Here is a 24,927-nt window from a genome sequence, read left to right on the forward strand (position 1 = left end):
CAGCGAAAGGACACCCCTTGTCCGAGACCCCACGCCCGACGTACGTCGTCGGGGTCGACTTCGGCACCCTCTCGGGGCGCGCGCTCGTCGTCCGCGTCTCCGACGGGGCCGAGCTCGGCACCGCGACGCACGACTACGCGCACGCGGTCGTCACCGACCGGCTCCCCGGTAGCGGCGGAGGGGGCGGCGGCGCGCTGCCGCCCGAGTGGGCGCTGCAGGTGCCGGACGACTACCGGGAGGTGCTGCGCCACGCCGTGCCCGCCGCGGTCGCCGCCGCCGGCATCGACCCGGCCGACGTCGTCGGCATCGCCACCGACTTCACCGCCTGCACGATGGTCCCGACGCTCGCCGACGGCACGCCGCTCTGCGAGGTGCCGGGCCTGGAGGACCGCCCCCACGCCTACGTGAAGCTGTGGCGCCACCACGCCGCGCAGCCGCAGGCCGACCGCATCAACCGGCTCGCCGAGGAGTGCGGGGAGGCGTGGCTGCCGCGCTACGGCGGGCTGATCTCCTCGGAGTGGGAGTTCGCGAAGGGTCTGCAGGTCTTCGAGGAGGACCGCGAGGTCTACGACCGGATGGACCACTGGGTCGAGGCCGCCGACTGGATCGTCTGGCAGCTCTCCGGGCAGTACGTCCGCAACGCCTGCTCCGCCGGCTACAAGGGCATCTACCAGGACGGCGCCTACCCGTCGGCCGACTTCCTCTCCGCACTGGCGCCCGGGTTCGAGGGGTTCGTGCCCGACAAGCTCGAGCACCCGATCGGCCAGCTCGGCGACCGCGCCGGCGGGCTGACGGCCGAGGCCGCCGCCTGGACCGGCCTTCCCGAGGGCATCGCGGTCGCGGTCGGCAACGTCGACGCGCACGTCAGCGCGCCGGCCGCGCAGGCCACCGGCACCGGTCAGATGGTCGCGATCATGGGCACCTCCACGTGCCACGTCATGAGCGCCGACGTGCTGCGCGAGGTGCCCGGCATGTGCGGCGTCGTCGACGGCGGCATCGTCGCGGGCAGCTGGGGCTACGAGGCGGGCCAGAGCGGCGTCGGCGACATCTTCGGCTGGTTCGTCCGCACGGGCGTGCCCGCGGCGTACGCCGAGGCCGCGGCCGCCGCGGGGGAGTCGGTGCACGAGCACCTCACCCGGCTCGCGTCCGCGCAGGAGGTGGGCGAGCACGGCCTCGTCGCGCTCGACTGGCACAGCGGCAACCGCTCCGTGCTGGTCGACCACGAGCTGTCCGGCCTCGTCGTGGGCCTGACGCTGGCGACCCGCCCGGAGGACGTCTACCGCGCGCTGCTCGAGGCGACCGCGTTCGGCACCCGGGTGATCGTCGAGACCTTCCGCACCAGCGGCGTACCGGTGCACGAGCTGATCGTCGCCGGCGGCCTCGCCAAGAACCACCTCCTCATGCAGGTGTACGCCGACGTCACGCGCCTCCCGCTGTCGATCCTCGACTCGGAACAGGGCCCGGCGCTTGGCTCCGCGATCCACGCGGCGGTCGCGGCGGGCGTGTACGCCGACGTGCCGTCGGCGGCCAAGAGCATGGGCCGGGTGCGGCGCGACGTGTTCGTGCCCGACGAGGCCCGCGCGCAGCGCTACGACGCCCTCTTCGCGGAGTACGTCGCGCTGCACGACCACTTCGGACGGAGCGCGCCCGTCATGCGGCGCCTCAAGGCCGGTCGGCGCGCCGCCGTCGCGGCACGCCTGGCGCGCGAGAGCGGAGGAGAGCGATGACCGTCGTCGACGACGTGCGCAGCACGATCCAGGGGCTGCGCCGCGAGGTGTGCGCGCTGCACGAGCAGCTGACGCGCTACCAGCTCGTGGTGTGGACCGCGGGCAACGTCTCGGCCCGGGTGCCCGGGCAGGACCTGCTCGTCATCAAGCCCAGCGGGGTCTCCTACGACGACCTGACGCCCGAGAACATGGTCGTCTGCGACCTCGAGGGCCGCGTCGTCGAGGGCGAGCACGCGCCGTCCTCCGACACGGAGGCGCAGGCCTACGTCTACCGCGAGATGCCCCACGTCGGCGGCGTCGTGCACACGCACTCGACGTACGCCACCGCGTGGGCCGCGCGCGGCGAGGCGGTCCCGTGTGTGCTGACGATGGGGGCCGACGAGTTCGGCGGCGAGATCCCCGTCGGGCCGTTCGCGGTGATCGGCGACGACTCCATCGGTCGCGGCATCGTCGACACCCTCCGCGACAGCCGCTCCCCGGCGGTGCTCATGCGCAACCACGGGGTCTTCGCGATCGGCAAGGACGCGCGCTCGGCGGTCAAGGCGGCGGTGATGTGCGAGGACGTCGCCCGCACGGTGCACGTGTCCCGGCAGCTCGGCGAGCCCCTGGCGATCCCGCCCGCGCAGGTCGACGCGCTCTTCGACCGCTACCAGAACGTCTACGGCCAGCGCTGAGCCCCGCGGCCCGGCACCCATCCCTCTCGAGGAGTCCCATGACCACCCAGCAGTCCTCCGCCCCCACGCCCGAGGTGTGGTTCCTGACCGGCAGCCAGTCCCTCTACGGTCCGGAGACGCTCGACCAGGTCGCGGCCCAGTCGCAGGGGATCGTCGCGCGGCTCGCCGCCGTCGCCGACCTGCCGGTCGACGTGGTGTGGAAGCCGGTGCTGCTCGACGCGGGCGCCATCCACCGCCAGGTGCTCGAGGCCAACCTGGCCCGCGAGTGCGTCGGGGTCATCACGTGGATGCACACGTTCTCGCCGGCCAAGATGTGGATCGCGGGGCTCGACGCGCTCCAGAAGCCGCTGCTGCACCTGCACACGCAGGCAGGCATGGAGCTGCCCTGGTCGACGATCGACATGGACTTCATGAACCTCAACCAGGCCGCCCACGGCGACCGGGAGTTCGGCTACATCCAGTCCCGGCTCGGGGTGGCGCGCAAGACCGTCGCGGGGCACGTCGACTCGCCCGGTGTCGCCGCCCGCGTGGCCGACTGGGCGCGTGCGGCCGTGGGGCGTGACGAGGTGCGCCACCTCAAGCTCGCGCGGTTCGGCGACAACATGCGCGACGTCGCGGTCACCGAGGGCGACAAGGTCGAGGCGCAGCTGCGCTTCGGGGTCTCGGTCAACACCTACGGCGTGAACGACCTCGTCGCCGTCGTCGACGCGATCGACGACGAGGCGATCACGAAGCTGGTGACGGAGTACGCCGACACCTACCGCGTCGACCCGGCGCTGCTGCCGGGCGGGGAGCGCCACGACTCGCTGCGGTACGGCGCGCGTGTCGAGCTCGGCCTCCGCACGTTCCTCGAGGACGGGGGCTTCCGCGCGTTCACGACGAACTTCGAGGACCTCGGCGGGCTGCGCCAGCTGCCCGGGCTCGCGGTGCAGCGGTTGATGGCCGACGGCTACGGCTTCGGTGGCGAGGGCGACTGGAAGACCTCGGTGCTGCTGCGGGCGATGAAGGCGATGGCGGGCTCGCTGCCGGGCGGCACGTCCTTCATGGAGGACTACACCTACCACCTGGTGCCGGGGCACGAGAAGATCCTCGGCGCGCACATGCTCGAGGTGTGCCCGACCATCACGACGCAGCAGCCGAGCCTCGAGATCCACCCGCTGGGCATCGGCGGTCGGGAGGACCCGGTGCGGCTGCGGTTCACGGCCGACCCGGGCCCGGCCGTCGTCGCGGGTCTCTCCGACCTGGGCGACCGCTTCCGGCTGACCGTCAACGAGATCGACTGCGTCGAGCCCGACGAGGACCTCCCGCTCCTGCCCGTCGCCTGCGCGGTGTGGGAGCCCCGGCCGTCGCTGTCGACGTCGGCGGAGGCGTGGCTGATGGCGGGGGCGCCGCACCACACGGTGCTGTCGAAGGCCATCGGGGTCGAGCCGCTCGCCGACTTCGCCGAGATGACCGGCGTCGAGATGGTCACGATCGATGCGTCGACCACCCCGCGCGCCTTCCAGCGCGAGCTGCAGTGGAACGCGGCGTACCACCGCCTGGCGGCGCGGCTCTGATCCTGGATCCGTCTCCGAGAAGGGCTTGTTTGTTGCACTAAAGCGGCCTTATGGTTCTAAGCATGAACCTGACCGAGCGTGAACGGGAGATCGTCGCGCTGCTGCGCCGCGACCCGCTGCTCGGCTCGGAGGCCCTCGCCGACGCGCTGGGCACGACCCGGGCCGCCGTCAACGTCCACCTGTCCAACCTGGGCAAGAAGGGCGTGATCCTCGGGCGCGGGTACGTGCTCGGGGAGGGTCCGTCGGTCGTCGTCGTCGGCGGCGCCAACATGGACGTGAAGGCGCGCAGCGGCCAGCCCGCGACCGCCGGCACGAGCAACCCGGGCACGACGACCTTCGCCCCCGGCGGCGTCGGCCGCAACGTGGCGGAGAACCTCGCCCGCCTGGGCACCCGGACGCACCTGGTCGCCGCCGTCGGCGCCGACCCGCTCGGCGACCAGGTGCTCGCCGCCACCTCGGACGCCGGGGTGCGCGTCGAGCACGTGCGGCGCAGCCCGCACGCGACGGGCACCTACACGGCGGTCCTCGACGCCGACGGCGAGCTCGTCGTCGCGGTCGCCGACATGCGGGCGAGCGACGCGTTGGCGCCGGCCGACGTCGACGCCGCCCGCGACCTCGTGGCCGCGGCGAGCCTCGTCGTGCTCGACGGCAACCTGCCCACCGAGACCCTGGCCTTCGCGCTCGACCTGGCCGCGGCCTCCGACGTGCGCGTCGTGGTCGAGCCGGTGAGCGTCGCCAAGGCGGAGCGGCTCGCCCCGCTGCTCGACGGCACGCGGCCGGTCTTCGCGATCACCCCCAACCGCGACGAGCTCGCCGTGCTCGGCGGCGACGTCGACGCCCTCCACGCGCGGGGCGTGACCTGGGTCTGGGTGCGCCTCGGCGCCGAGGGCTCGCTCCTGAGCGGCCCGACCGGCCGCCACGAGCTCCCCGCCGCGCGCACCGACGAGGTCGTCGACGTCACCGGCGCCGGCGACGCCTCGCTCGCCGCCTTCTGCCACGCCCTGCTCTCCGGCGACGACGAGGTGGCAGCGGCCGCCTACGGCCACGCCGCCGCCGCGCTCACCATCGCCAGCACCCGCACCGTCCGCCGCGACCTCACCGACCGCCTCGTCAGGAGACACGCATGACCACGCCCCACCCGATGCTCCGGATCACCGACGAGGTCGCCGCCGCGCTCCGCGACGGCCGGCCGGTCGTCGCCCTCGAGAGCACGATCATCAGCCACGGGATGCCCTACCCGCAGAACGTCGCGATGGCCACCGAAGTCGAGGGCATCGTGCGCGAGCACGGCGCCGTGCCCGCCACCATCGCCGTGCTCGATGGTGTGCCCCGCATCGGCCTCGAGGCGGACGACCTCGAGCTGCTCGCCAGCCACGGCGGCGTGGCGAAGGTGAGCGTGCGCGACCTGCCGTACGTCGTGGCGCGCGGCGTCCACGGCGCCACCACCGTGGCCGCGACCATGCGCCTCGCGGCGCTCGCCGGCATCCGCGTGTTCGTCACCGGCGGCCTCGGCGGCGTGCACCGCGGTGCCCCGGAGTCGTTCGACGTCAGCGCTGACCTCACGGAGCTGAGCCAGACCGACGTGACCGTCGTCAGCGCCGGCGTCAAGAGCATCCTCGACATCGGGCTCACCCTCGAGAAGCTCGAGACGCTGGGCGTGCCCGTGCTCGTCGAGGGCAGCGACGAGTTCCCGTCGTTCTTCTCCCGCTCCAGCGGGTACGCCGCCCCGATGCGGGTCGACGGCGCGGAGCAGGTCGCCGCCGTCATGCGCGCCAAGTGGGACCTCGGCATCGCCGGCGGCGTCGTCGTCGCGCAGCCCATCCCGGTCGAGGACGAGATCCCGGCGTCGGAGATCGACGGGATCATCACCCAGGCGCTCGCCGACATGGACGACCTCGGCATCACGGGCAAGGACGCGACGCCGTACCTGCTCGGTCGGATCGTCGAGATCACCGGCGGCGCGAGCCTCACCGCCAACATCGCGCTGGTGCGCGCGAACGCGCGCCTGGGTGCGGCGATCGCGCGGGCGTACGCGGGCTGAACCGTCGCCGGGAGCGCCTAGGCTCTCGCCCGTGACCGCGACCCTCGTCGCGAAGGACGTGGCCGGCGGCCACGGCCATCGCGTGCTCTTCGACGCCCTCGACCTCACCGTGGCCCCCGGTGACGTCGTGGGCGTCGTCGGCGCCAACGGCGCCGGCAAGTCGACGCTGCTGCGGCTCCTCGCGGGGGTCGACGAGCCGATGGACGGCACGGTCCACCTCGCGCCGTCCGACGCGTTCGTCGGGTGGCTGCCCCAGGAGCACGACCGGGTGCCGGGGGAGACGGTGGCGGCGTACGTCGCCCGCCGCACCGGCGCCGCCGCGGCGACGGAGGCGATGGAGCGCACCGCGGCCGACCTCGGCTCGGACGTGCCGGGGGCCGACGACGCCTACGCCGCGGCCTTCGACCGGTGGATGGCGAGCGGTGCCGCGGACCTCGACGACCGGCTGCCCGGGGTGCTCGCCGAGCTCGGCCTCGAGGTGGGCGCCGACGCGCTGATGACCTCGCTCTCCGGCGGGCAGGCAGCCCGGGCGGCGCTGGCCGCGCTGCTGCTCAGCCGCTTCGACGTCGTGCTGCTCGACGAGCCCACCAACGACCTCGACCTCGAGGGTCTCGAGCGGCTGGAGACCTTCGTGCGCGGGCTGCGGAGCGGCGTCGTGCTCGTGTCCCACGACCGGGAGTTCCTCGCCCGCTGCGTCACGCGCATCGTGGAGCTCGACATCGCGCAGCACCAGGTGGCGGTCTACGACGGTGGGTACGACGCGTACCTCGACGCCCGCGCCGTCGCGCGGCGGCATGCTCGGGAGGCCTACGAGGAGTACGCGGAGAAGCGCGGCGACCTCGTCGCCCGTTCCCGCACGATGCGGGAGTGGAGCTCGCAGGGCGTGCGCAACGCCATGAAGAAGAGCCCCGACAACGACAAGATCCGGCGCCGCGCGCAGAGCGAGTCGTCGGAGAAGCAGGCCCAGAAGGTGCGGCAGATGGAGTCGCGGATCGCGCGGCTCACCGAGGTCGAGGAGCCGCGCAAGGAGTGGGAGCTCCGCTTCTCGATCGCCGCCGCACCGCGCTCGTCGTCGGTGGTCGCCACGCTCGACGCGGCGGTGGTGCGGCGTTCTGGCTTCACGCTCGGGCCCGTGTCGGTGCAGGTCGACGCCGGGCAGCGGATCGGCATCACCGGCCCCAACGGCGCGGGGAAGTCGACCCTGCTGGCGCTCCTGCTGGGCCGCCTCGCGCCCGACGCGGGTCGGGCCTCGCAGGGCGTCTCCGTCGCCGTGGGCGAGATCGACCAGGCGCGCACCGGGCTCGCCGAGGACCTGCCGCTCGGTGAGGCGTTCGAGCTCGCCGTACCGGACTGGACGCCCGCGGACGTGCGCACCCTGCTCGCGAAGTTCGGCCTCAAGGCCGACCAGGTGGCCTCGCTCGTCGGGCGGCTGTCGCCGGGGGAGCGCACCCGGGCCGCCATGGCGCTGCTGCAGGCCCGCGGCGTCAACCTGCTCGTGCTCGACGAGCCCACCAACCACCTCGACCTCCCGGCGATCGAGCAGCTGGAGGCGGCGCTCGCGGCGTACGAGGGTGCGTTGCTGCTCGTCTCCCACGACCGTCGGCTGCTGGCCAACGTGACGCTCGACCAGCACTGGCACGTCGTCGACGGGCAGGTCGAGCGGCGGTGATCCCGCGGTGATCCGGTGGGAGGAGATCACGCGGCACTACGCCTACGACCCCGCGCAGGTCGACCGCGTCGTGCCCGAGAGGGTGGAGCACGTCGCGGTGGTGCCCTACGACGCGGGCTGGCCGCTGGCTTTCGCCCGCGTGGCCCGGCGGATCGACGGGGCGCTCGGCGCGGACGCTCTCGCGGTGGAGCACGTCGGGTCGACGGCGGTGCCGGGCCTGGCCTCGAAGCCGGTGATCGACGTCGACGTGACGGTGGCGCACCCGACCGACGAGGCGGCGTACGTGTCGGCGCTCGAGGCCGCGGGCTTCGTGCTGCAGCTGCGCGAGCCGCGGTGGCACGAGCACCGGGCCTTCCGGGGCGCCGATCCCCGGTCGAACGTGCACGTCTGGGGCCCCGACTGCCCGGAGGTCGTGCGCCACCGCATCCTGCGCGACTGGCTGCGGGAGCACCCCGAGGACGTGGAGCGGTACGCCGCGGCGAAGGCCGGCGCTGCGGAGGCGACGAACGCGGTGGGTGGCGTGGTCATGGACTACAACGCCCGCAAGGAGCCCGTCGTGCGGGCGATCCTCGAGCGGGCGTTCCGCGCGCGCGGGTTGCTGTAGGTCGCGCGTCGAGCTGGGGTGTACGGCGCGGCAGGCGTCGAGTTGGGCTGTACGGCGCGGCAGGCGCGTCGAGTTGGGGTGTACGGCGCGGCAGGCGCGTCGAGTTGGGGTGTACGGCGCGGCAGGCGCGTCGAGTTTGGTCGGACCGTTTCTCCAAGCTCGACGCGAGAACCGGTCTTCCACAGATCACCACCGGGAGGTGGTGATCGCACGTCTGTTCGACTAAACTCGGGGGCATGGATCGGGGGACCCAGACGACGGCGACTGCGTTGATCGACGCGGTCCGCGAGCGCACGACGGCGGCTCGTGTGGCGGAGGCGGCTGCGTTCGTCGCGGTGGGCGATTGGGCTGCGGCGCACACCTCCGATGCGGTGGTCGGGGATCCGATCACGGTGCTGGGTGAGTGGCACGAGGCCGAGTACGCGGAGGCGTTGGCCGGAGATCAGTTCCTCGAGCTGGGTGGGCCGGGTGCGCCGGTGGTGGCGGAGTTCTGCATCGGGGAGGTTGCCGCCGCCCGGGGATGTTCCTTCGATGCGGCGCGCCGGCTGGTCGGGGATGCGGTCGAGCTGCGCTGGCGGCTGCCGCGGGTGCGTGCGCGTGTTGCTGCGGGTGAGGTCGATGTGTGGCGGGGGCGGCGGATCGCGCAGGCGACGCGGACGTTGACGTTCGAGGGTGCGGGGTTCGTGGACCGGCATGTCGCGTACGTCGCGGGCACGGCCACCGGTCCCGAGGTGGATCGGCTGGTGGCCGAGGCGGCGGCGCGGTTCGACCCCGAGACCACCGAGGCCGAACGGCACGCCGCTGACGGCGACCGCTACCTGGCGATCGACCTCGGCGACGTGGGCTACGCGGACCCGGTCGCCGGGACCCTTCGGGGCACCGTGAACGTCCACGGCTCCCTCGACCTGGCTGATGCGTTCGAACTGGAGCGCACCGTGGCGCACGTCGCCCGCCAGTTGGGCGAGCTGGGGTGCGATCCGAACATCGACGTCCGGCGTTCCATGGCACTCGGTGAGATCGCGCGACGCTGCGACGGGATCGCGATGCTGGATTACGACGAGGACCAGCCTCGGCCGGCTGAGCGGACCCGGCGTGAGGTGGTGCTGTTCGTCCACCTCGACCAGGCCGCGATCACCGGCGGCCTCGACGGGTTCGGGCCGGGCATCGACGCCTGCACCGACATGACCGGCATCGACCTGGCCCGGCTCGACACCCCGGGCGCGCCTCGTGGGGTCGTCACGGTCGAGCAGGTCCAGACCTGGTGCGCGAGCCCGGACACGACCGTGACCGTCAAGCCGATCATCGACCTCAACACGGACGACGCCGTCGACGGCTACAGCCCGCCCGACCGGATCGCCGACCACGTCCGCGCCCGCTGGCCCAGATGCGTCTTCCCGTACTGCACGCGCAGCTCGCGGACGGCCGACCTCGACCACTGCGAGCGGTACGACCAGGACGGCTCCCCCGGCCAGACCTCGACGCGCAACATGTTCCCGCTGTGCCGACGCCACCACCGCATGAAGACCCACCGCGAGATGACCACCGGCAACAGATGGACCTACCGCCCCACCAACCCCGACGACGGAGAGCCACCGAGCGCCGTCATCTGGACCAGCCCGATGGGCCTCCGCTACCTCGTCGACCGCGACGGCACCCGCCCCTGGCCCGACGACCCAGAACCCGGCTGACAGCAGGCATCAACCATCCCGCCGCCCGCCCACACACCGTTGCCGGGCGGCGCAGCATGCCCGCACCCGCGCCGTACCGCCCGCGCTGTACCGCCCCCGCAGCACCGTCCCCCGCGACGACCACAGCGGATCGCGCGGCCTGCCGTAGTCTTGCTCCTCGTGGCTGGACCTGACTTCGACCAAGAGATCAAAGCGCTCGGCGCGACGCTGCGCACCATCGAGCAGGTGCTCGACGTCGAGAAGATGAAGGCCGAGATCGCGGACCTCCAGGACCAGGTCGCGGCTCCCGACCTCTGGGACGACCAGGCGAACGCGCAGCGCGTCACCGGTCGGCTCTCCGCCCTGCAGGGCGAGCTCGAGCGCTTCACCTCCCTCAGCGGCCGCGTCGAGGACCTCGGCGTGCTCGTCGAGCTCGCCACGGAGGAGGGCGACCCCGACTCGCTCGCCGAGGCCGAGGCGGAGCTGGCACGGCTCCGGAAGTCGACGGAGGCGCTGGAGGTGCGGACGCTCCTCAACGGCGAGTACGACGCGCGTGAGGCCATCGTGACGATCCGCGCCGGCGCCGGTGGCGTCGACGCCGCGGACTTCGCGGAGATGCTGATGCGGATGTACACGCGCTGGGCGGAGCGCAACAAGTACGCGGTCGAGGTCTACGACGTCTCGTACGCGGAGGAGGCCGGCATCAAGTCGGCCGAGTTCGCGATCCACGCGCCGTACGGCTACGGCACCCTGTCGGTCGAGGTCGGTACCCACCGGCTCGTGCGCATCAGCCCGTTCGACAACCAGGGCCGGCGCCAGACGTCGTTCGCGGCGGTCGAGGTCGTGCCGGTGCTGGAGCAGACCGACGAGATCGAGATCGACGAGAACGAGGTGCGCACCGACGTCTTCCGCTCGGGCGGCCCGGGTGGCCAGTCGGTCAACACGACGGACTCCGCGGTGCGCCTGACGCACATCCCGACCGGCATCGTCGTGTCCTGCCAGAACGAGAAGTCGCAGCTGCAGAACAAGGCGTCCGCGATGGTCGTCCTCAAGGCCAAGCTCCTCGCCCTGAAGAAGGCGGAGGAGGCGGCCCTGAAGAAGGACCTCAAGGGTGACGTCGCCGCGTCGTGGGGCGACCAGATGCGCAACTACGTGCTCAACCCGTACCAGATCGTGAAGGACCTGCGCACGGGCTACGAGACCGGCAACCCGACGCCCGTCTTCGACGGCGAGATCGACGGTTTCCTCGAGGCGGGCATCCGCTGGCGCCGCGGCGCCGAGAAGGCCGAGTCGAACTGATCCCGCCGACGGCGAGACCCCTCAGGGGGTCCCGTCGTCCAGCGGTCGCCCCGCCTTCACCACCAGCACCGGCACGCTGACCTCGAGCAGCAGCCGCTGCAGGGTGCGGCCGAGCAGCATCTTGCCGAGCGGGCTTCGCTGGCGCGAGCCGATGACGAGCAGGCGCGGCTCGTGCGCCTCCACGGCGCCGACGAGCATGGCCGCAGCGTCGGCGCCGGGCCGCACGAGGTCGAGGGTCCACGGGGTCTCCCCGTCGGGCGCGCCGATCACGGCGGTCACCTGGCCGACGGCCACCTCGCGCTCGACCTCCTCGGAGCGGTCGTCGTCGACGCCGGACGAGGTCGCGACCACCACCAGGGGTGCGTCCTTCTCGCGGGAGAGGCGCGCGGCGCTGAGCAGCGCCGCCGCGCCGGCCTCGGAGGGTGCGTGCAGCACCACCACCGGGGCGTTCACGACGCCACCACGTAGATGACGGTGGCGAGCGAGGCGGCCACGGTGCCGACGAGCGTCTTCACGACCGTCCAGGTCTGGAACGTCTGGGTGACGCTCATGCCGAGCAGCTTGCCGATGAGCCAGAAGCTGGCGTCGTTGACGTGGGACAGCACCGAGGAACCTCCTGCGAGCACGATGACCATGGCGGCCGCCTGGACCGGGTTGAGGTCGGCGGCGACCACGGAGCTGGAGAGCAGGCCGGCCGCGGTGGTGATGGCGACCGTGGCCGTGCCGAGCGCGACGCGGATGACCGCGGAGATGACGAACACGGCCAGGATCAGCGGCAGGCCGGTGTCCTGCAGGGTCACCGACAGCGCGTCGCCGATCCCGCTGGCGATGAGCACGCCGCCGAACATGCCGCCCGCGCCCGTGATGAGGAGGACCGGGGCGATCGGCTTGAGGGCGTTGTCGAGGAGGTCCTCGACGACGACGCGGCTGGTGCCCCGCTTCGTGCCCAGCGCCCAGGAGGCGACGAGCACCGTCAGCAGCAGCGCGATGGGGGTGGAGCCGACGAGCTGCAGGAGGTGCACCCAGGTGGCGTCCTCGGACACGGCGCCCGTGCGGGCCGCGGTCGTGACCGCCGTGTTGAGGAAGATCAGCACCAGGGGGAGCAGCAGGAGCAGCAGCAACGTCCGCACCTTCGGCGGCGCACCCCGCCCGGCGGCATCGGCGGCGTCGATCTGGGGTCCGCCCATCAGCACATCGGGCACGGGGAGCACGATGCGGCGCCCGATCCAGGTGCCGTACAGGTAGCCGGCGACCCACCAGGTGGGGATCGCGACGACGAGGCCCACGAGGATCACGAGACCCACGTCGGCGCCGAGCAGGATGGTGGCGGCGACGGCGCCCGGGTGGGGCGGCAGGAGCACGTGCATCGTGGTGAGGGCGGCGCCGGCGGGCAGCGCGTAGAGCAGCACGCCACCGCCGACGCGACGCGCCACGGTGAAGATGATCGGCAGCATCACCATGAAGGCGGCGTCGAAGAAGATCGGGAAGCCGAAGATCAGCGACGCGATGCCGAGGGCCAGCGGCGCCCGCTTCTCGCCGAGTCGCTCCACGAGGCCCTCGGACAGCGCCTCCGCCGCGCCGCTGGTCTCGACGAGGCGGGCCAGCATCGCGCCGAAGCCGATGAGGAGCGCGACCTCGCCGAGGGTCCCCGAGAACCCGTCGAGGAGCACGTCGAGCACGTCGGCGGCCTCGACGCCCGTGGCGAAGGCCGTGCCGATGCTGACGATGACCAGCGCCAGGAGCGGGTGCAGCTTCGCGCCGATGATCAGCGCCAGGAGGGCGCCGACGGCGACGGCGGCGATGCCGAGCAGCGCGCCGGCACCGAGGTCGTAGGACAGCTGCAGCTCGTCGCTGGCGGCGAGCAGGAGCGTGGGGGGATGCATGCGTCTCGTTTCTCGCGGTCGTCAGGGCCGCAGGCGAGCCTGACGTGGTGCGAGCCACACTTCACGGTTGAGCAATCAACGGACGCAAGCCAACTTGTGGTCGCGCCCGGATCAGGACGCGGCGACCGCCACCGCGGCGCACCACGCGTCGGCGCGCCCGACGAGCTCCTCCGCGGAGGCCGCGGCCGTCGGCGCCGTCAGCGTGCACGTCAGCCACGCGTCCCCGAACAGCCCCCGGAACGACACCTCGGTGGCCCCGTCCAGGGCGCAGGCGAGGGCCAGGGTGGGCGCACCGAAGGCCGGACCCTCGAGCGCGTTGCAGCCGTCGGTGGGCGTCGCCGCGACGTACTGCTCCGCGTCCGCCGGCGGCACCGGCGGCACGAAGACCCAGGCCGCGGCCGTCGTCGGCTCCGCGGCCCCGTCGCTCCAGCGGCAGCCGAGCTCGTGGACGAGCTGCTCCTCGCCGGAGCCGAGGTCGACGGCGTCGCCGGAGGAGTACGGCGCGGCCTCCGCCTCGCTGTCGTCCGCGGCCCCGAGGGCCGCGGTCACGGCGGCGGCGTCCACGTCGTCGCAGAAGGGCGAGCGCTCCACGACGAGCGCCGTGGTGTCGAGGTCGGCGAGGGCCGGCGGGGGAGCGACGGTCGGCTCCGCCTCGTCCGGCTCGTCGTCGCCGGAGCAGGCGGCGAGGCCGAGCAGCAGCACCGCCGCCGCGACCGTGGAGGCGGTGCGGCGGCGGTGGTGTGCGGACGTCGGGTGCGAGCTCACCCGCCCGAATCTAGGGCACGACCCTCAGAGGGGCAGCGGGTCGTTGGCCGAGTCGAGGTGCTCGACGGTGGTGAACACGAGGTCGCGGTCGCCGACGTTCTCGATGTCGTGGAGCAGGTACTCCCCGGCCGCGAAGGTGAAGTGCCGGGTCTCGCCCGCGTCGTAGGCGACCTCGCGGGTCGTGCCGTCCGCCGTGTGCTGCCGGCTGCGGCCCGGGGTGATCGCCGTCCAGAAGTAGTCGAGCACGTGCCGGTGGGCGTGCCAGCGCTCCCCGGGCGCGAGCCGGATCTCCCAGACGCGGACCCGGCTGTCCTCGCTGAGCAGGCGGCCCCCGACGTGGCCGTCGTGGGCGTGCTCGGCGAACTCGGCCCGCAAGGCGTCGGACCAGCCGTCGAAGTCGCGGGCCACGACGTCGCCGGCCAGGGGCGCGTCGGTGAGGTAGGTGCTGTCGGTCGTCATCGGTCCTCCTGGTGGTGGGGTGGGGGTCAGCGGCCGGGGCCGTAGAGCCCGAAGCGCAGGTCGGGGTCGCCCGGCACCCAGGTGCCGTGCACCTGCGACCGGTCACCCATCTCCTGCACGCGGCGCAGCAGCCGCTGGCCGAGCTCGAGCTGGGCGGGCTCCCACTTGGCGAGCGCCTCCTCCACGTCGCCCGAACCCTCCGCGAGCGCGTCGTGGAGCGCCCAGGCGTTCGCGGCGGCCTTGGCGGTGCCGGCGGCCGCGTGGGGGCGGGCGGCGCTGGCGGCGTCGCCGATCAGCGCGACCCGGCCGAGGGCCATGCGGTCGACCCCCGCGTCGTACACGGCCTGGAGGTAGGGCTCCTCGGTGCGGAGCACGACCTCGGCGGTCGCCGGGGCGAGCACCTCGGCGGCCGTGCGGCGCATCTCCGCGACGTACCGCTCCTGGACCATCCCCGGGTGCAGCGACACCTTGGTGGTGAAGCCCCGCCGGTCGGTCATCAGCTCGTCGAGCTCGGCGCCCTCCTCGACGTTGCGGTACCAGACGTAGTTGAGCAGCCGCTCGCCCACGGCGCGCGCCCCGCCGGGCCCGGGGATCGGGTAGAGGGTGATGTGGGTGCGCGGCCCGACGCTGTAGGTGATGGCGTCGTGCACCAGGTCGAACGTCGCCGGGTCGACCTCGCGCTCGGGGACGGTGCCGCGCCACCCGACGTAGCCCGCGTAGCGGAGCTCGGTGCCGGGGGAGATCCGGCGGCGGCTCGGCGACGAGATGCCGTCCGCGAAGACGACGAGGTCGGCCCGCGTCGTGCTGCCGTCCGCGAAGCGCACGTCCACCCCGTCCGCGTCCTGCGCGAAGCCGGTGGCCGCCCGGCCCAGGTGGTAGCGGTCCGTGCCGAAGTCGTCGAGCAGCGCGGAGTAGAAGGTGCCCCACGAGGTGTAGGACCAGGTCACCGGGTCCTCGTGGAGCACGCGGTCGTCGGCGCCCAGGTACTGCACCCGCCGCGTCGACGTGCTCACCTCCTCGGGATGACGGGCGCTGCACTCGTCGAACCACCGGATCGTGTCGGGCTGCAGCACGATGCCGCCGCCGCGGCCGTCCAACGGCGTGGGGGTGCGCTCGAAGACGTCGACCTCGAAGCCGAGGCGCCGCAGCAGCAGGGCGGTGGTGAGCCCGCCGATCGAGCCGCCGACCACGGCGGCGCGGCGGCCGCTCCAGTCGTGGCTGCCGGGCGCCGGGGGCACGGAGGCGGTCGCGTTCTCAGGCATGGGTGCCTGCCTTCCGGGGGTCGAGGCCGAGGAACCGACGGGCGTTGTCCTCGAGCAGGGCGGGGTCGAGGCCGGCGGCGACCGGGGCGTCGACGGGCTTCGGGGTGCCCATGTCGAACGGGTGGTCGCTGCCGCAGAGGAGGTGGCTGCGGTCGGCCTGCTCGAGGAGCAGGCGCAGGGCCGCCGGGTCGTGCGTCAGGGTGTCGAACCACAGGTCGCGGAAGCCGTCGTGCGGCGGGCGGGCGCTGCCGCGCACCTCCGCGCGCTGCTCCCACCCGTGCCGCCAACGGCCCAGGAGCGCGGGTGCGCACCCGCCGCCGTGGACGAAGCAGATCCGGAGCCCGGGGTGCCGCTCCACCACGCCGCCGAGCAGGGTGGCGGCCACGGCGGTGCCGGTCTCGGTCGGGTTGCCGACCAGGTTGGCGAGGTAGTAGGACCCCCACTCGGGTCGCGGCAGCTGCATGGGGTGCACGAGCACGGCGACGTCGTGGCGCGCGGCGGCGGCGAGGACGCCGGCCAGCGGCCCGGCGTCGAGGGTGGTCGCGCCGACGAGCGGCGGCACGGCGATGCCGTGCACGACCCCGGTACGACGCAGCGCGGCCACCTGCCGGTCGGCCCGGTCCGCGTCGTGCAGGTCCACGAGCCCGAGACCGGCGAACCGGCCTCCGCTGTCGCGGCAGGCGCCGACCAGCGCGTCGTTGAACGCGTCGGCGTAGTCGCCCGCCCCGGGGGCGTCGACGACCCCGAAGGCGAACGGCGGCGCCGAGAGCACCCGCGACCCGAGCCCGGCCGCGTCGGTCTCGCGGGCGACCTGGTCGAGGTCGCTCATCGCCGCGGTCGGGATGGTCAGCGGCAGGTCGCCCAGGTGCAGCTCGCCGTCGCTGTCCCGGAGCGCGGGCAGGGGCGAGCCGGGGGGCAGCGCGAACAGGTCGGCGGGCAACCAGTGCGCGTGCACGTCGACGACGCCCGGACGCAGCTCGCCGGTCACGGTGCCGCTCATCGGGCCACCGCCGCCTCGAGCGCCTCGAACCGCGCGAGCACCTCGGCCTGCAGCACGGCGACCGCCGGGTCGGAGGCGCGGCGCGGCCGCGGCAGGTCCACGTCGATGACCTCGTGGACGCGCCCGCCGGGCGCCAGCACCACGATCCGGTCGGAGAGCTGCACCGCCTCGGTGACGTCGTGGGTCACGAACATGACGGTGCGACGGGACTCGAGCCAGATGCGCTCGAGGTGCTCCCGCAGGGACCGAGACGTCATCGCGTCGAGGTGGCTGAACGGCTCGTCCATGAGCAGCACGTCGGGCTCGACGGAGAAGGCGCGGGCGATGCCGATGCGCTGCTGCTGACCGCCCGAGAGCTGGGCGGGGTAGCGGTCCTCGACGTGGGGCAGCCCGACGAGGTCGAGGTAGTGCCGGGCGCGCTCGGTCCACCCGGCGCGGTCCGACTGCACGAACCCCAGGTTCTGCAGCACCGTGCGCCACGGGAGCAGCCGGGCGTCCTGGAAGACGTACCCGACCTTCGCGTCGCGTCCGCCGGCGGTCAGGCTGACCGTGCCGGACGTGTGCGGCTCGATGCCGGAGACGACGTTGAGGAGGGTGGTCTTGCCGCTGCCGGAGGGGCCGACGATCGACGTGAAGGTCTCGCCCGAGAGCGTGAGGTCGATGCCGTCCAGCACGCGGGTGGTGCCGCCGCGCGCGTCGGTGTAGGTCTTGACGAGGTCGCGGATCTCGATGGTGGCCATGGGGGTCCTTTCGGGTCGGCCGGAGGAGGAGGGGGCGCCGTCAGGCGGTGCGCCAGCGGGTCGCCCAGCGCTCCACCGGGCCGAGCACGAGCTGGTCGACGACGACGAGGAAGAGGACGAAGACGACGACCCAGGCGAGGAAGCCGTCGAGCTGGTTGGCGTCGTACCAGTAGCGGGAGCGCCAGCCGACGCCCGACGTCGAGCCGAACCACTCGGCGAGCAGGAGGCCGTTCCAGGCGCTCATGATGGCGAAGCGCACGGCGGCGACGGTCGAGCCGGCGACCGCGGGGGCGACCACGTGCCGCAGCACGTCGCGACGGGGGACCCCGAACGCGCGGGCCATGAGCCGCAGGTCGGCGGGCACGGCCCGCACGGCCTTCGCGATGTTGACCACCACGAAGGGCAGCGCCGAGAGGAAGACGGTGGTGACGGGGGTCAACCACCCGAACCCGAACCACATGGTGGTCAGCAGCGCCCAGATGACCGCCGGCGCGGCGAGCGCCGCCATCGTCAGGTCGCTGAGCGCGGCATCGGCGAGGCGGGACAGGCCCATCAGCACGCCGAGCGCGACGCCGACCACGAGCGCGACCGCGAGGCCCAGCACGAACCGGTTCATGCTGACGGCCAGGTTGCCCCACAGCTCGCCGGCGGCCTGCTCCGAGCGCAGCCGGTCGACGGCCTCGCCGGCCGAGGGCACGCGTTCGCCGACGACGGTGGCGAGCCACCACCCGACGAGCACGGTCGCGACCGCGGCGAGCACCGCGAGCAGGTCGGTCAGGTGGGCCGTCGTGAGGCGCGGGCCGGCCCGGCGGGGGGCGGCGACCGGGCGGACCGGGGTGGACGACGGGGTGGGGGTGGGCGGCGCGACGGTCATCGCAGCTCCTTCCGCCAGGCGAAGAGGCGGTCCTCGCCGAACGCGAGCGCGCGCTCCACGAGCACCATGAGGACGATGAAGAGGGCCGTCCACGCGAGCATGTCGGCGACGTGGAACTCCTGGTAGGCGCGGCGGATCATGAAGCCGACGCCGTTGCTGGCGCCGAAGACCTCGGTGAGGGCCTCGACCTTCCACGCCATGGCGAACCCGTAGCGGATGCCCGCGAAGACGAAGCTCGCGAGCGCGGGGACGTAGAGGTGGCGCACGACGTCGGCCGGCCGGCGGTCGAAGGCGCGGCACATCGCGAGGAGGTCACCGTCGACGGAGCGGGTGCCCTCGGCGACGTTGAGGGCCACGAAGGGCGTCGCGACGAGGGCCGAGACGACGATCGGACCGGCGGGACCGACGCCGAACACGACGAGGCCGAACACCGCGTAGGTCAGGCCCGGGACGTTGCCGAGCACGAAGAGGGGCAGCGAGAAGTAGCTCGTCGCGAACCGGCTGCGCCCCATGACGAACCCGATCGGGACGCCGGCGACGAGCGCCAGCCCGAACCCGGCCAGGATCTTCACGATGCTCGCCGCGAAGTGCTCCACCGCGGCCCCGCTGCCGACCACGTCGGCGACGGCGACGGCGACCTCGAGGGGCGTCGGCACGATCGGGTCGTCGACCCACGCCGCGACGAGGGCCCACAGCACGAGGGCCAGCACGCCGGTGGCGGAGGACACGAGCCAGCGCGGCGCCCCGGCAGCGGTACGGCGCGGGCGCGGCGCCGGTCGGGGCGTGGTCACCCGCGGTGCGGGCGCCGGGGCGGTCGGGGCGCTCACGGGGTGGCTCCCGTCTCCGTGTCCGCCGGGCCCGAGGGCCGGAAGGCGGGGTCGGGCATGTCGGGATCGGCCAGCCCCGTCGAGCGGAGGAGGTCGAAGACGGCCGCCTCGTCGTCGGCCCAGCGCTGGTCGAAGCGCACGTCGTCCACGACCCAGTCGTGCTCCGCGACGTACTCCTGCATGAAGGCGACGTCCTCGGGCGAGGACACGGCGAAGTGCTGCGGGTAGGCCGCGATGATCTCGTCGCGGTGGGCGTGCCACTCCTCCAGGCCGCGCTCCCAGAGGTCGAGGAAGGCCTCGACCTCCTCGGGGTGCTCGTCGACCCAGTCGCGCTGCGCGACGAAGACGTTGCCCATCGGGCCGTCGTGGCCGGGGGCCTCGAGCTCGGCGAAGAGGTCCGCCGAGGAGCGCCCGTCGTACAGGGCACGCACGCTGCCCTCGCGCAGCTCCTTCGCGGAGAGGTCGGGGTAGCAGATGCAGGCGTCGATCTCGCCGCGGGCGAGCAGGCCCGAGAGGTTCTGGATGTCGGCGACGACCAGCTCCACGTCCGCGTCGTCGCCGGTCAGGCGGAGCCCGTGCATCTGCTCGAGCAGGGCTCCCCAGACGAGCGTCCCCGAGACGGTCGTGAAGACCCCGACGCGCTTGCCGCGCAGGTCGTCGGCGGACTCGGCGGGGTCGTCGGACCGCACGAGGAGGCGGCTGCGCTCGGAGTTGTAGCGCCCGATGATGACGGTGTCGCGCTCGGTCTGCTGCTCGAGGCCGGGGACCTCGAAGGAGGCCGACGAGATGATGTCGGCGTGCCCTCCGGCGAAGAGCCCGAACTCGTCCCAGGTCGCGGAGGTCTCGATCTCGATGCCGGTCTCCTCCTCGAACTCCTCGAGGAGTCCCGTGTCGGCGAGGTGGTCCCAGACGGGGTCGGGGGCGAAGGTGAAGCGGATGACGCCGTCGCGGGCGGCCCGCGACGAGGCGGGCCCGCCGAGGCCGGCGGCGCAGCCGCTGCCGGCCAGCAGCGCGACGGCGACGGCGACGGCGCCGAGGCGGCGGGCCGGGGGTGATGAGGTGCTCAAGGGACGCTCCTGGTGGAACGGGGTGGTGGACGGTCACGTGGCTGTGACGGCAGTCACGCGATGGGTCCACACTCCGCCGTCGGCAACGCGCACGGCAATGTCGGCGTCCACACAAGTACGCTCGGATCCATGTCTCCGCCGACACCGGTCTCCGGGATCCCCGAGGTCCCCGAGGTCCCCGCACCCGACCTCGGGGCGTGGCTGGACGCGGTGGCCGGCATCGCCGCCGCGGTCTCGGACGACGAGCCGGTGGCCGCCCTGCTCGACCGCGTCGCGTCGACCGCGTGTGCCCTGCTGGGCTACGACTTCTGCGCCGTGTTCCTGCCCGCGCCCGACGGGCGGTCGCTGGTGATCGCCGGGTCCCACGGGCTGTCCGCGACCTACGTCGACCAGGTCAACGCGGAGCGACCGATCCTGCTCGACGTGCGTGGCGCGGAGGAGGCGCCGACGAGCGTCGCCTACCGCACGGCCGCCGTCGTCGCCCTCCCCGACATCGACACCGCGCCCGCCTTCCCGTGGGGCGGGGTCGCCCACGAGCAGGGCTACCGGGCGCTCGTCGCCGTCCCCCTCCTCCGGGGCGGCCGTGCCGTCGGCTCCCTCAACTGCTACCGGCGCCGCCCCCACGACTTCGGCGAGGACGAGCTGCGCCTGGTCACCACGCTGGCGACGCAGGTGGCGATCGCGCTGGGCACCGCGCAGCTGCGGGCCCGGGAGCGGGAGACGATCGAGGAGCTCGAGCGCGCCGAGCGCATCCACGGCGAGCTCACCGCGGCCTCGCTCCGGGGCGAGGGCGTGTCCGGGGTGGCGGCGACGCTCGCACGTCTCGTGGGCTGCCCCGTCGAGGTGCGCGATCCCGACGGTCTCCTCCTGGCCGCGGCGGGCGGTGACGGACCGGCGGAGGAGGGCACGCCGGCCGCCGCCGGTCTCGAGCTCCCCGTCGTGCTGGACGGTGACGAGGTGGCCCGCATCGGGCTGGCCCGGCCGGCGTCCGCGGTGGCGCGCCTCGACGTCCGGGCCGTCGAGCACGCCGCCACGGTGACGGCGCTCGAGCTGCTGCGGGCCCGGACGGCCGCGGAGGTGGAGGAGCGCCTGCGCGGCTCCCTGCTCGCCGACGTGCTCGCCGGTGTCGACCTCGTCCACGACCGGGTCGCCGAACGGGCCCGCCGGCTGGGCTGGGAGGCCACCGGGTCGCAGGTGGTGATCGGCGTGCGCGAGACCGGAGAGCCGGCGGACCCCGTCGGACGGCCGCGGTCCGCGCTGGTCGGCCTGGTCCGGGAGACCCTCGACGCCGGCACGCCCCGGGCGCTGGTCGCGTCGCACCGCGGCGACGTCGTGGTGCTACGACCGGCCGGCGACGGTCCGGGCGGTCCGGGTGGTCGGGCGGCCGTGCTCCGCGCCGCCGCCGACCTCGTGGAGCGCGCAGCCCGCCGGGGTCGGGCGGTGCGCGTGGTCGTCGCGGTCTCGGCGGCGACGGAGGACGCTCCCGCGACGTACCGGCTCGTGCGCGGCGCGCTCGACCTCGGGTCGACGCCGGGGGTCGTGGACCTCGCCGACGCGGGGCTCGACCACCTGCTCCTGCGCCTCGACGACCCGACGCTGCTGCGGGAGTTCGTGGCGTCCGTGCTGGGGCCGGTCATCGCCTACGACGCGGACCGCGCCACCGGGTTGCTGCGGACGCTCGACGTGCTGGTGGCCGCCGACCTCGAACGGGCGGAGGCGGCGCGCCGGCTGCACGTCCACGTCAACACCGTCGCGCAACGCGTGCGACGGATCGAGGAGCTGAGCGGGCTACGCGTGGGTCGTCCGCGCGACCTGCTGCGGCTGACGGCCGCTCTCGCCGTGGCGCGCGTCGCCGGGCTGCTCGACACCTGAGCGGCTGCCCGCGGCGTTCCCCAGGACCCGTGCCGCGGCGGCCGTGGCGAGGACGACCACGCTGCCGACCACGGCGGCGAGCACCACGAGCGTGGTGGTGGCGGACGCGGCCTCGGCGAGCAGCCCGACCGCGACCACCGGCAGGGTGAGGCCGGCGTAGGTCAGCAGCAGCACGGCCGAGAGCGCCTCGCCGCGCCGCTCCGGCGGGGCCAGCGCGCCGACCCCCGTGACGGCCGAGCGGAACGACAGCCCGACCCCCGTGCCGGCGACGGCGGCGGCGACCAGCGCCCCCGGCAGGGAACCGGCGAGCGCCGTCGCGGCGACGAGGGCCATGCCGCCGCCCAGGAGCACGGCGGACCAGGTCAGCCGCCGGGCGGTCGACCACGTCGCCGTCGCGAGCTGGCCGAGGGCCGCGCAGCCGAAGAGCAGGGTGACCGGGAGGTTGGCCACCCACGGGGACGTCGCGCCGAACACCTCGCCCATGAGGCGCGGTGCCAGTGCGGCATAGCTGCCGAGCACCGCGAAGGCGGCGGCCGCGGCCACCGCGAGAGCCCAGAACGTGGACCGCGCGTGGGCGGGGGCGCCGGGCCGCCGGGGCCGGGAGCTCGCGCGCGGCCGGGACGGGCGGCGGGTCTCCGGCACGAGGAGCAGCGCCACGGCGGCGACGGCGAGGGCCAGCCCGAGCACGACGTAGGGATCACGGGTGGGGGACCCGACCACGCCGAGGAGGGCGACGCCGACGAGCGGACCGGCGGCGAGACCGCCGAGGTTCGCCACGACCGCCGTCGACGCGGCCAGGTGGCTGCTCCCGGGACGGCTCCCCAGCAGCTCGGCGAGCGCCGCCGTGGCGGTGGGTACGACGAGGCCGATGCCGATCCCGCAGAGCAACCGGGCCGCGAGCAGGCCCGGCAGCGCGGTCGTGCTCGCGAAGACCGCGGCCGAGGCGACCTGCGCCAGCACCGCCGCGAGGAGGAGCGGGCGCCGCCCGTGGACGTCGCTCAGGTGGCCGCCGAGCCCGAGCGCGAGGAGCACGCCGACGGCGAAGGCGGCGAAGACGAGGGTGATCGTCAGGGACGAGAAGCCCTCGAGGCGGCGGTACTCGGCGTAGATCGGGGTCGGCACGGTCGCGAGGACCGTCGAGAGCGCGAACGCGACGACGACGAGGGCGGCCCCGGTGCGGGCCCGGGGGACGGCGGTGGTCATGCCGTCCAGCGTGCGCCCCAGGATTCGGCAGGTCCAGCGAACTTTTCCGAAGCGATTGTGCGCTCGGGTCGCACGGTCGTGGCACCATCGCGCCGTGGACCAACGGAGCCTCGAGGTGCTCGTCGCCGTGGCCGAGGAGCTGAGCGTCACCCGTGCGGCGGCCCGGGTGCACGCCGCACCCTCGACCGTGTCGGCCTCCGTGCGGGCGGCCGAGCGCAGCGTGGGCGCCCCTCTCTTCGAGCGCACGACGCGCTCGATGCGGCTCACCGCGGCGGGCGAGCGCGTGCTGCCCGCGGCCCGCGCGGCCCTGGAGGCGCTCGACCGGGTGCGGGCGGAGGCCCGGGAGCCGGCAGCCGGTCTGCGGGGACGGGTGCGGGTGGGGCTGTTCCCCGCCGTCGACGCGCTCGGGGTGCCGGCGGCCGCCTCCGCGTTCCAGGAGCGCCACCCCGACGTCGAGCTCACGCTCATCTCGTCGCCCGCCGGCTCGACCGGGCTCCACGAGGAGGTCCGCCGCGGCCGGCTCGACCTGGCGTTCTCGGCGCTCCCACGGCCCGTCGACCTCGCGGGGCGGCTGCTCGACGAGCTGCCGCTCGTCGCCGTGCTGCCCGCCGACCACCCCGCGGCCGCGTCCGACCGGGTCGCGCTCGCCGACCTGGCGCGCGAGCGGTGGGTCGACACGCTCCCCGGCTACGCCAACCGGGTGCTCCTCGAGACGGCCCTCGCCGCCGCGGGCATCGACCGCCGTCTCGTCGTGCAGGCGGGCGACCTCCCGTCGGTCGTCGCCTTCGTGCGGGCCGGCACCGGCGTGGCGGTCCTGCCGTCCATCGTGCCGACCGACGGGTGCGTGACCCGGGAGCTGAGCGACGACGTACCGCCGTGGCGCCTGTCCCTCGTCTGGCGCGCCGGGACCCCGTTGGCCGCCGCGGCGGCCGCGTTCCGGGACGAGCTGGTGGCCCGGCGGGGGTGACGGACACGCGCCGGCGGGGTCGCGGAGGCTCTCAGGGTGCTCGACTACCCTCTCGCCAGTGATCCGCTTCGAGAAGGTCTCCGTGACCTACCCCGGCCAGGGGCGCCCGGCGCTCGACGACATCTCCGTCGACATCGAGAAGGGCGAGTTCGTCTTCCTCGTCGGCTCCTCGGGATCCGGCAAGTCGACGTTCCTCTACCTCGTGCTGCGGGAGCTGCGGGCGACCCAGGGCCGTGTCTACGTCGCGGGCCGCGAGGTCAACCGCCTCGCCTCGTGGAAGATCCCGCGGCACCGTCGCCAGATCGGCACCGTGTTCCAGGACTTCCGGCTGCTGCAGAACAAGACGGTCGCCGAGAACGTGGCGTTCGCGCTGCAGGTGATCGGCAAGCCCCGCGCCCAGATCGCCGAGCTGGTGCCGCAGACCCTCGACCTCGTCGGCCTCGACGGCAAGGCCGACCGCATGCCCGACGAGCTGTCCGGTGGTGAGCAGCAGCGCGTCGCCATCGCGCGGGCGTTCGTCAACCGGCCGCAGATCCTCATCGCGGACGAGCCGACCGGCAACCTCGACCCGTCGACGTCGGTGGGCATCATGAAGCTGCTCGACCGGATCAACCGCACCGGCACGACGGTGCTGATGTCCACCCACGACAACAGCATCGTCGACCAGATGCGCAAGCGCGTGATCGAGCTGGAGAACGGCCACCTCGTGCGCGACCAGGCGCAGGGCGCCTACGGCTTCCAGAACTAGCCGACCGCCCTCCCGCGCCCCCT

The 24,927-nt window shown here is 74.1% G+C and carries 23 protein-coding genes; 12 read left to right on the forward strand and 11 right to left on the reverse strand.

Translation table 11 applies throughout. The annotated features are described in order from the left end of the window. Positions 1-17: 17 nt before the first annotated feature. From araB to prfB, 9 genes are all read left to right on the forward strand, one after another. The gene (gene araB, locus PIR53_00490) at positions 18-1,727 is read left to right on the forward strand and encodes a ribulokinase (GenBank protein ID WZH52494.1); all 1,710 of its coding nucleotides are present in this window, start codon (positions 18-20) and stop codon (positions 1,725-1,727) included. Further along, complete coding sequence (locus PIR53_00495; GenBank protein ID WZH52495.1) at positions 1,724-2,401, forward strand: L-ribulose-5-phosphate 4-epimerase; 678 nt, start codon at positions 1,724-1,726, stop codon at positions 2,399-2,401. Before araB ends, PIR53_00495 begins: the two co-directional genes overlap by 4 nt. 38 nt (positions 2,402-2,439) lie before the next feature. After that, positions 2,440-3,957 carry an L-arabinose isomerase gene (gene araA, locus PIR53_00500; GenBank protein WZH52496.1) on the forward strand — a complete coding sequence of 506 codons (1,518 nt, stop codon included), beginning with the start codon at positions 2,440-2,442 and terminating at the stop codon, positions 3,955-3,957. A gap of 62 nt (positions 3,958-4,019) precedes the next feature. Beyond that, complete coding sequence (locus tag PIR53_00505; GenBank protein WZH52497.1) at positions 4,020-5,084, forward strand: winged helix-turn-helix transcriptional regulator; 1,065 nt, start codon at positions 4,020-4,022, stop codon at positions 5,082-5,084. Further along, complete coding sequence (locus PIR53_00510) at positions 5,081-5,998, forward strand: pseudouridine-5'-phosphate glycosidase (protein WZH52498.1); 918 nt, start codon at positions 5,081-5,083, stop codon at positions 5,996-5,998. The genes PIR53_00505 and PIR53_00510 overlap by 4 nt, the downstream gene beginning before the upstream one ends. A 31-nt stretch (positions 5,999-6,029) precedes the next feature. After that, positions 6,030-7,667: an ABC-F family ATP-binding cassette domain-containing protein gene (locus PIR53_00515; protein ID WZH52499.1), complete on the forward strand. Its 1,638-nt coding sequence runs from the start codon at positions 6,030-6,032 to the stop codon at positions 7,665-7,667. A 7-nt stretch (positions 7,668-7,674) separates the two neighbouring features. Further along, positions 7,675-8,271: a GrpB family protein gene (locus PIR53_00520; GenBank protein ID WZH52500.1), complete on the forward strand. Its 597-nt coding sequence runs from the start codon at positions 7,675-7,677 to the stop codon at positions 8,269-8,271. A gap of 236 nt (positions 8,272-8,507) precedes the next feature. Further along, positions 8,508-9,959: a DUF222 domain-containing protein gene (locus PIR53_00525; GenBank protein ID WZH52501.1), complete on the forward strand. Its 1,452-nt coding sequence runs from the start codon at positions 8,508-8,510 to the stop codon at positions 9,957-9,959. Between the two features lie 159 nt (positions 9,960-10,118). Next, on the forward strand, positions 10,119-11,237 hold the full coding sequence (gene prfB / locus PIR53_00530) for a peptide chain release factor 2 (protein WZH52502.1): 1,119 nt from the start codon (positions 10,119-10,121) through the stop codon (positions 11,235-11,237). A gap of 21 nt (positions 11,238-11,258) precedes the next feature. Here prfB and PIR53_00535 read toward each other — a convergent pair whose 3' ends face one another. The 10 genes from PIR53_00535 to PIR53_00580 form a co-directional block, all read right to left on the reverse strand. After that, entirely contained in the window at positions 11,259-11,690 is a 432-nt protein-coding gene (locus PIR53_00535) for a universal stress protein (GenBank protein WZH52503.1), read from the reverse strand. Beyond that, a complete protein-coding gene (locus PIR53_00540; GenBank protein WZH52504.1) occupies positions 11,687-13,120 on the reverse strand; it encodes a gluconate:H+ symporter in 1,434 nt (477 codons plus the stop codon). The genes PIR53_00535 and PIR53_00540 overlap by 4 nt, the downstream gene beginning before the upstream one ends. A gap of 111 nt (positions 13,121-13,231) precedes the next feature. Beyond that, complete coding sequence (locus PIR53_00545; protein ID WZH52505.1) at positions 13,232-13,885, reverse strand: hypothetical protein; 654 nt, start codon at positions 13,883-13,885, stop codon at positions 13,232-13,234. A gap of 24 nt (positions 13,886-13,909) precedes the next feature. After that, a complete protein-coding gene (locus PIR53_00550) occupies positions 13,910-14,344 on the reverse strand; it encodes a hypothetical protein (protein ID WZH52506.1) in 435 nt (144 codons plus the stop codon). A gap of 26 nt (positions 14,345-14,370) precedes the next feature. Continuing rightward, positions 14,371-15,606 carry an FAD-dependent monooxygenase gene (locus PIR53_00555; GenBank protein WZH52507.1) on the reverse strand — a complete coding sequence of 412 codons (1,236 nt, stop codon included), beginning with the start codon at positions 15,604-15,606 and terminating at the stop codon, positions 14,371-14,373. Next, positions 15,599-16,606, reverse strand: a complete 1,008-nt coding sequence (locus tag PIR53_00560) for an amidohydrolase family protein (GenBank protein ID WZH52508.1) — start codon at positions 16,604-16,606, stop codon at positions 15,599-15,601. The genes PIR53_00555 and PIR53_00560 overlap by 8 nt, the downstream gene beginning before the upstream one ends. After that, complete coding sequence (locus tag PIR53_00565) at positions 16,603-17,346, reverse strand: ABC transporter ATP-binding protein (GenBank protein WZH52509.1); 744 nt, start codon at positions 17,344-17,346, stop codon at positions 16,603-16,605. The genes PIR53_00560 and PIR53_00565 overlap by 4 nt, the downstream gene beginning before the upstream one ends. Before the next feature lie 40 nt (positions 17,347-17,386). Beyond that, positions 17,387-18,220 carry an ABC transporter permease subunit gene (locus PIR53_00570; GenBank protein WZH52510.1) on the reverse strand — a complete coding sequence of 278 codons (834 nt, stop codon included), beginning with the start codon at positions 18,218-18,220 and terminating at the stop codon, positions 17,387-17,389. Continuing rightward, entirely contained in the window at positions 18,217-19,047 is an 831-nt protein-coding gene (locus PIR53_00575) for an ABC transporter permease subunit (GenBank protein ID WZH52511.1), read from the reverse strand. Before PIR53_00575 ends, PIR53_00570 begins: the two co-directional genes overlap by 4 nt. Beyond that, positions 19,044-20,114, reverse strand: coding sequence for an ABC transporter substrate-binding protein (locus tag PIR53_00580; protein ID WZH52512.1), 1,071 nt, complete (start codon positions 20,112-20,114; stop codon positions 19,044-19,046). The genes PIR53_00575 and PIR53_00580 overlap by 4 nt, the downstream gene beginning before the upstream one ends. 129 nt (positions 20,115-20,243) lie before the next feature. Here PIR53_00580 and PIR53_00585 point away from each other — a divergent pair, with 129 nt between their 5' ends. After that, entirely contained in the window at positions 20,244-21,986 is a 1,743-nt protein-coding gene (locus tag PIR53_00585; GenBank protein WZH52513.1) for a GAF domain-containing protein, read from the forward strand. Here PIR53_00585 and PIR53_00590 read toward each other — a convergent pair. Continuing rightward, entirely contained in the window at positions 21,903-23,189 is a 1,287-nt protein-coding gene (locus PIR53_00590) for an MFS transporter (GenBank protein ID WZH52514.1), read from the reverse strand. The genes PIR53_00585 and PIR53_00590 overlap by 84 nt on opposite strands. Positions 23,190-23,283: 94 nt before the next feature. On the opposite strand from PIR53_00590, the gene PIR53_00595 reads away from it, so the two are divergent. Both PIR53_00595 and ftsE read left to right on the forward strand, forming a co-directional pair. Next, positions 23,284-24,156 (forward strand): LysR family transcriptional regulator, encoded by an 873-nt coding sequence (locus PIR53_00595; protein ID WZH52515.1) that lies wholly within the window; start codon positions 23,284-23,286, stop codon positions 24,154-24,156. Between the two features lie 58 nt (positions 24,157-24,214). After that, a complete protein-coding gene (gene ftsE, locus PIR53_00600) occupies positions 24,215-24,904 on the forward strand; it encodes a cell division ATP-binding protein FtsE (protein ID WZH52516.1) in 690 nt (229 codons plus the stop codon). Positions 24,905-24,927: the final 23 nt, after the last annotated feature.

This window comes from Nocardioides alkalitolerans, from assembly GCA_038184435.1.
Taxonomy (GTDB): domain Bacteria; phylum Actinomycetota; class Actinomycetes; order Propionibacteriales; family Nocardioidaceae; genus Nocardioides; species Nocardioides alkalitolerans_A.

Excerpts from the sequence above, each read along its gene's own strand:
- PIR53_00565 (WZH52509.1), bottom strand. The coding sequence starts at position 17,346 with ATGGCCACCATCGAGATCCGCGACCTCGTCAAGACCTACACCGACGCG.
- PIR53_00495 (WZH52495.1), top strand. The coding sequence starts at position 1,724 with ATGACCGTCGTCGACGACGTGCGCAGCACGATCCAGGGGCTGCGCCGC.
- PIR53_00510 (WZH52498.1), top strand. The coding sequence starts at position 5,081 with ATGACCACGCCCCACCCGATGCTCCGGATCACCGACGAGGTCGCCGCC.
- PIR53_00560 (WZH52508.1), bottom strand. The coding sequence starts at position 16,606 with ATGAGCGGCACCGTGACCGGCGAGCTGCGTCCGGGCGTCGTCGACGTG.
- PIR53_00590 (WZH52514.1), bottom strand. The coding sequence starts at position 23,189 with ATGACCACCGCCGTCCCCCGGGCCCGCACCGGGGCCGCCCTCGTCGTC.
- PIR53_00550 (WZH52506.1), bottom strand. The coding sequence starts at position 14,344 with ATGACGACCGACAGCACCTACCTCACCGACGCGCCCCTGGCCGGCGAC.
- PIR53_00570 (WZH52510.1), bottom strand. The coding sequence starts at position 18,220 with ATGACCGTCGCGCCGCCCACCCCCACCCCGTCGTCCACCCCGGTCCGC.
- PIR53_00585 (WZH52513.1), top strand. The coding sequence starts at position 20,244 with ATGTCTCCGCCGACACCGGTCTCCGGGATCCCCGAGGTCCCCGAGGTC.
- araA (WZH52496.1), top strand. The coding sequence starts at position 2,440 with ATGACCACCCAGCAGTCCTCCGCCCCCACGCCCGAGGTGTGGTTCCTG.
- PIR53_00505 (WZH52497.1), top strand. The coding sequence starts at position 4,020 with ATGAACCTGACCGAGCGTGAACGGGAGATCGTCGCGCTGCTGCGCCGC.
- PIR53_00555 (WZH52507.1), bottom strand. The coding sequence starts at position 15,606 with ATGCCTGAGAACGCGACCGCCTCCGTGCCCCCGGCGCCCGGCAGCCAC.
- PIR53_00525 (WZH52501.1), top strand. The coding sequence starts at position 8,508 with ATGGATCGGGGGACCCAGACGACGGCGACTGCGTTGATCGACGCGGTC.
- PIR53_00540 (WZH52504.1), bottom strand. The coding sequence starts at position 13,120 with ATGCATCCCCCCACGCTCCTGCTCGCCGCCAGCGACGAGCTGCAGCTG.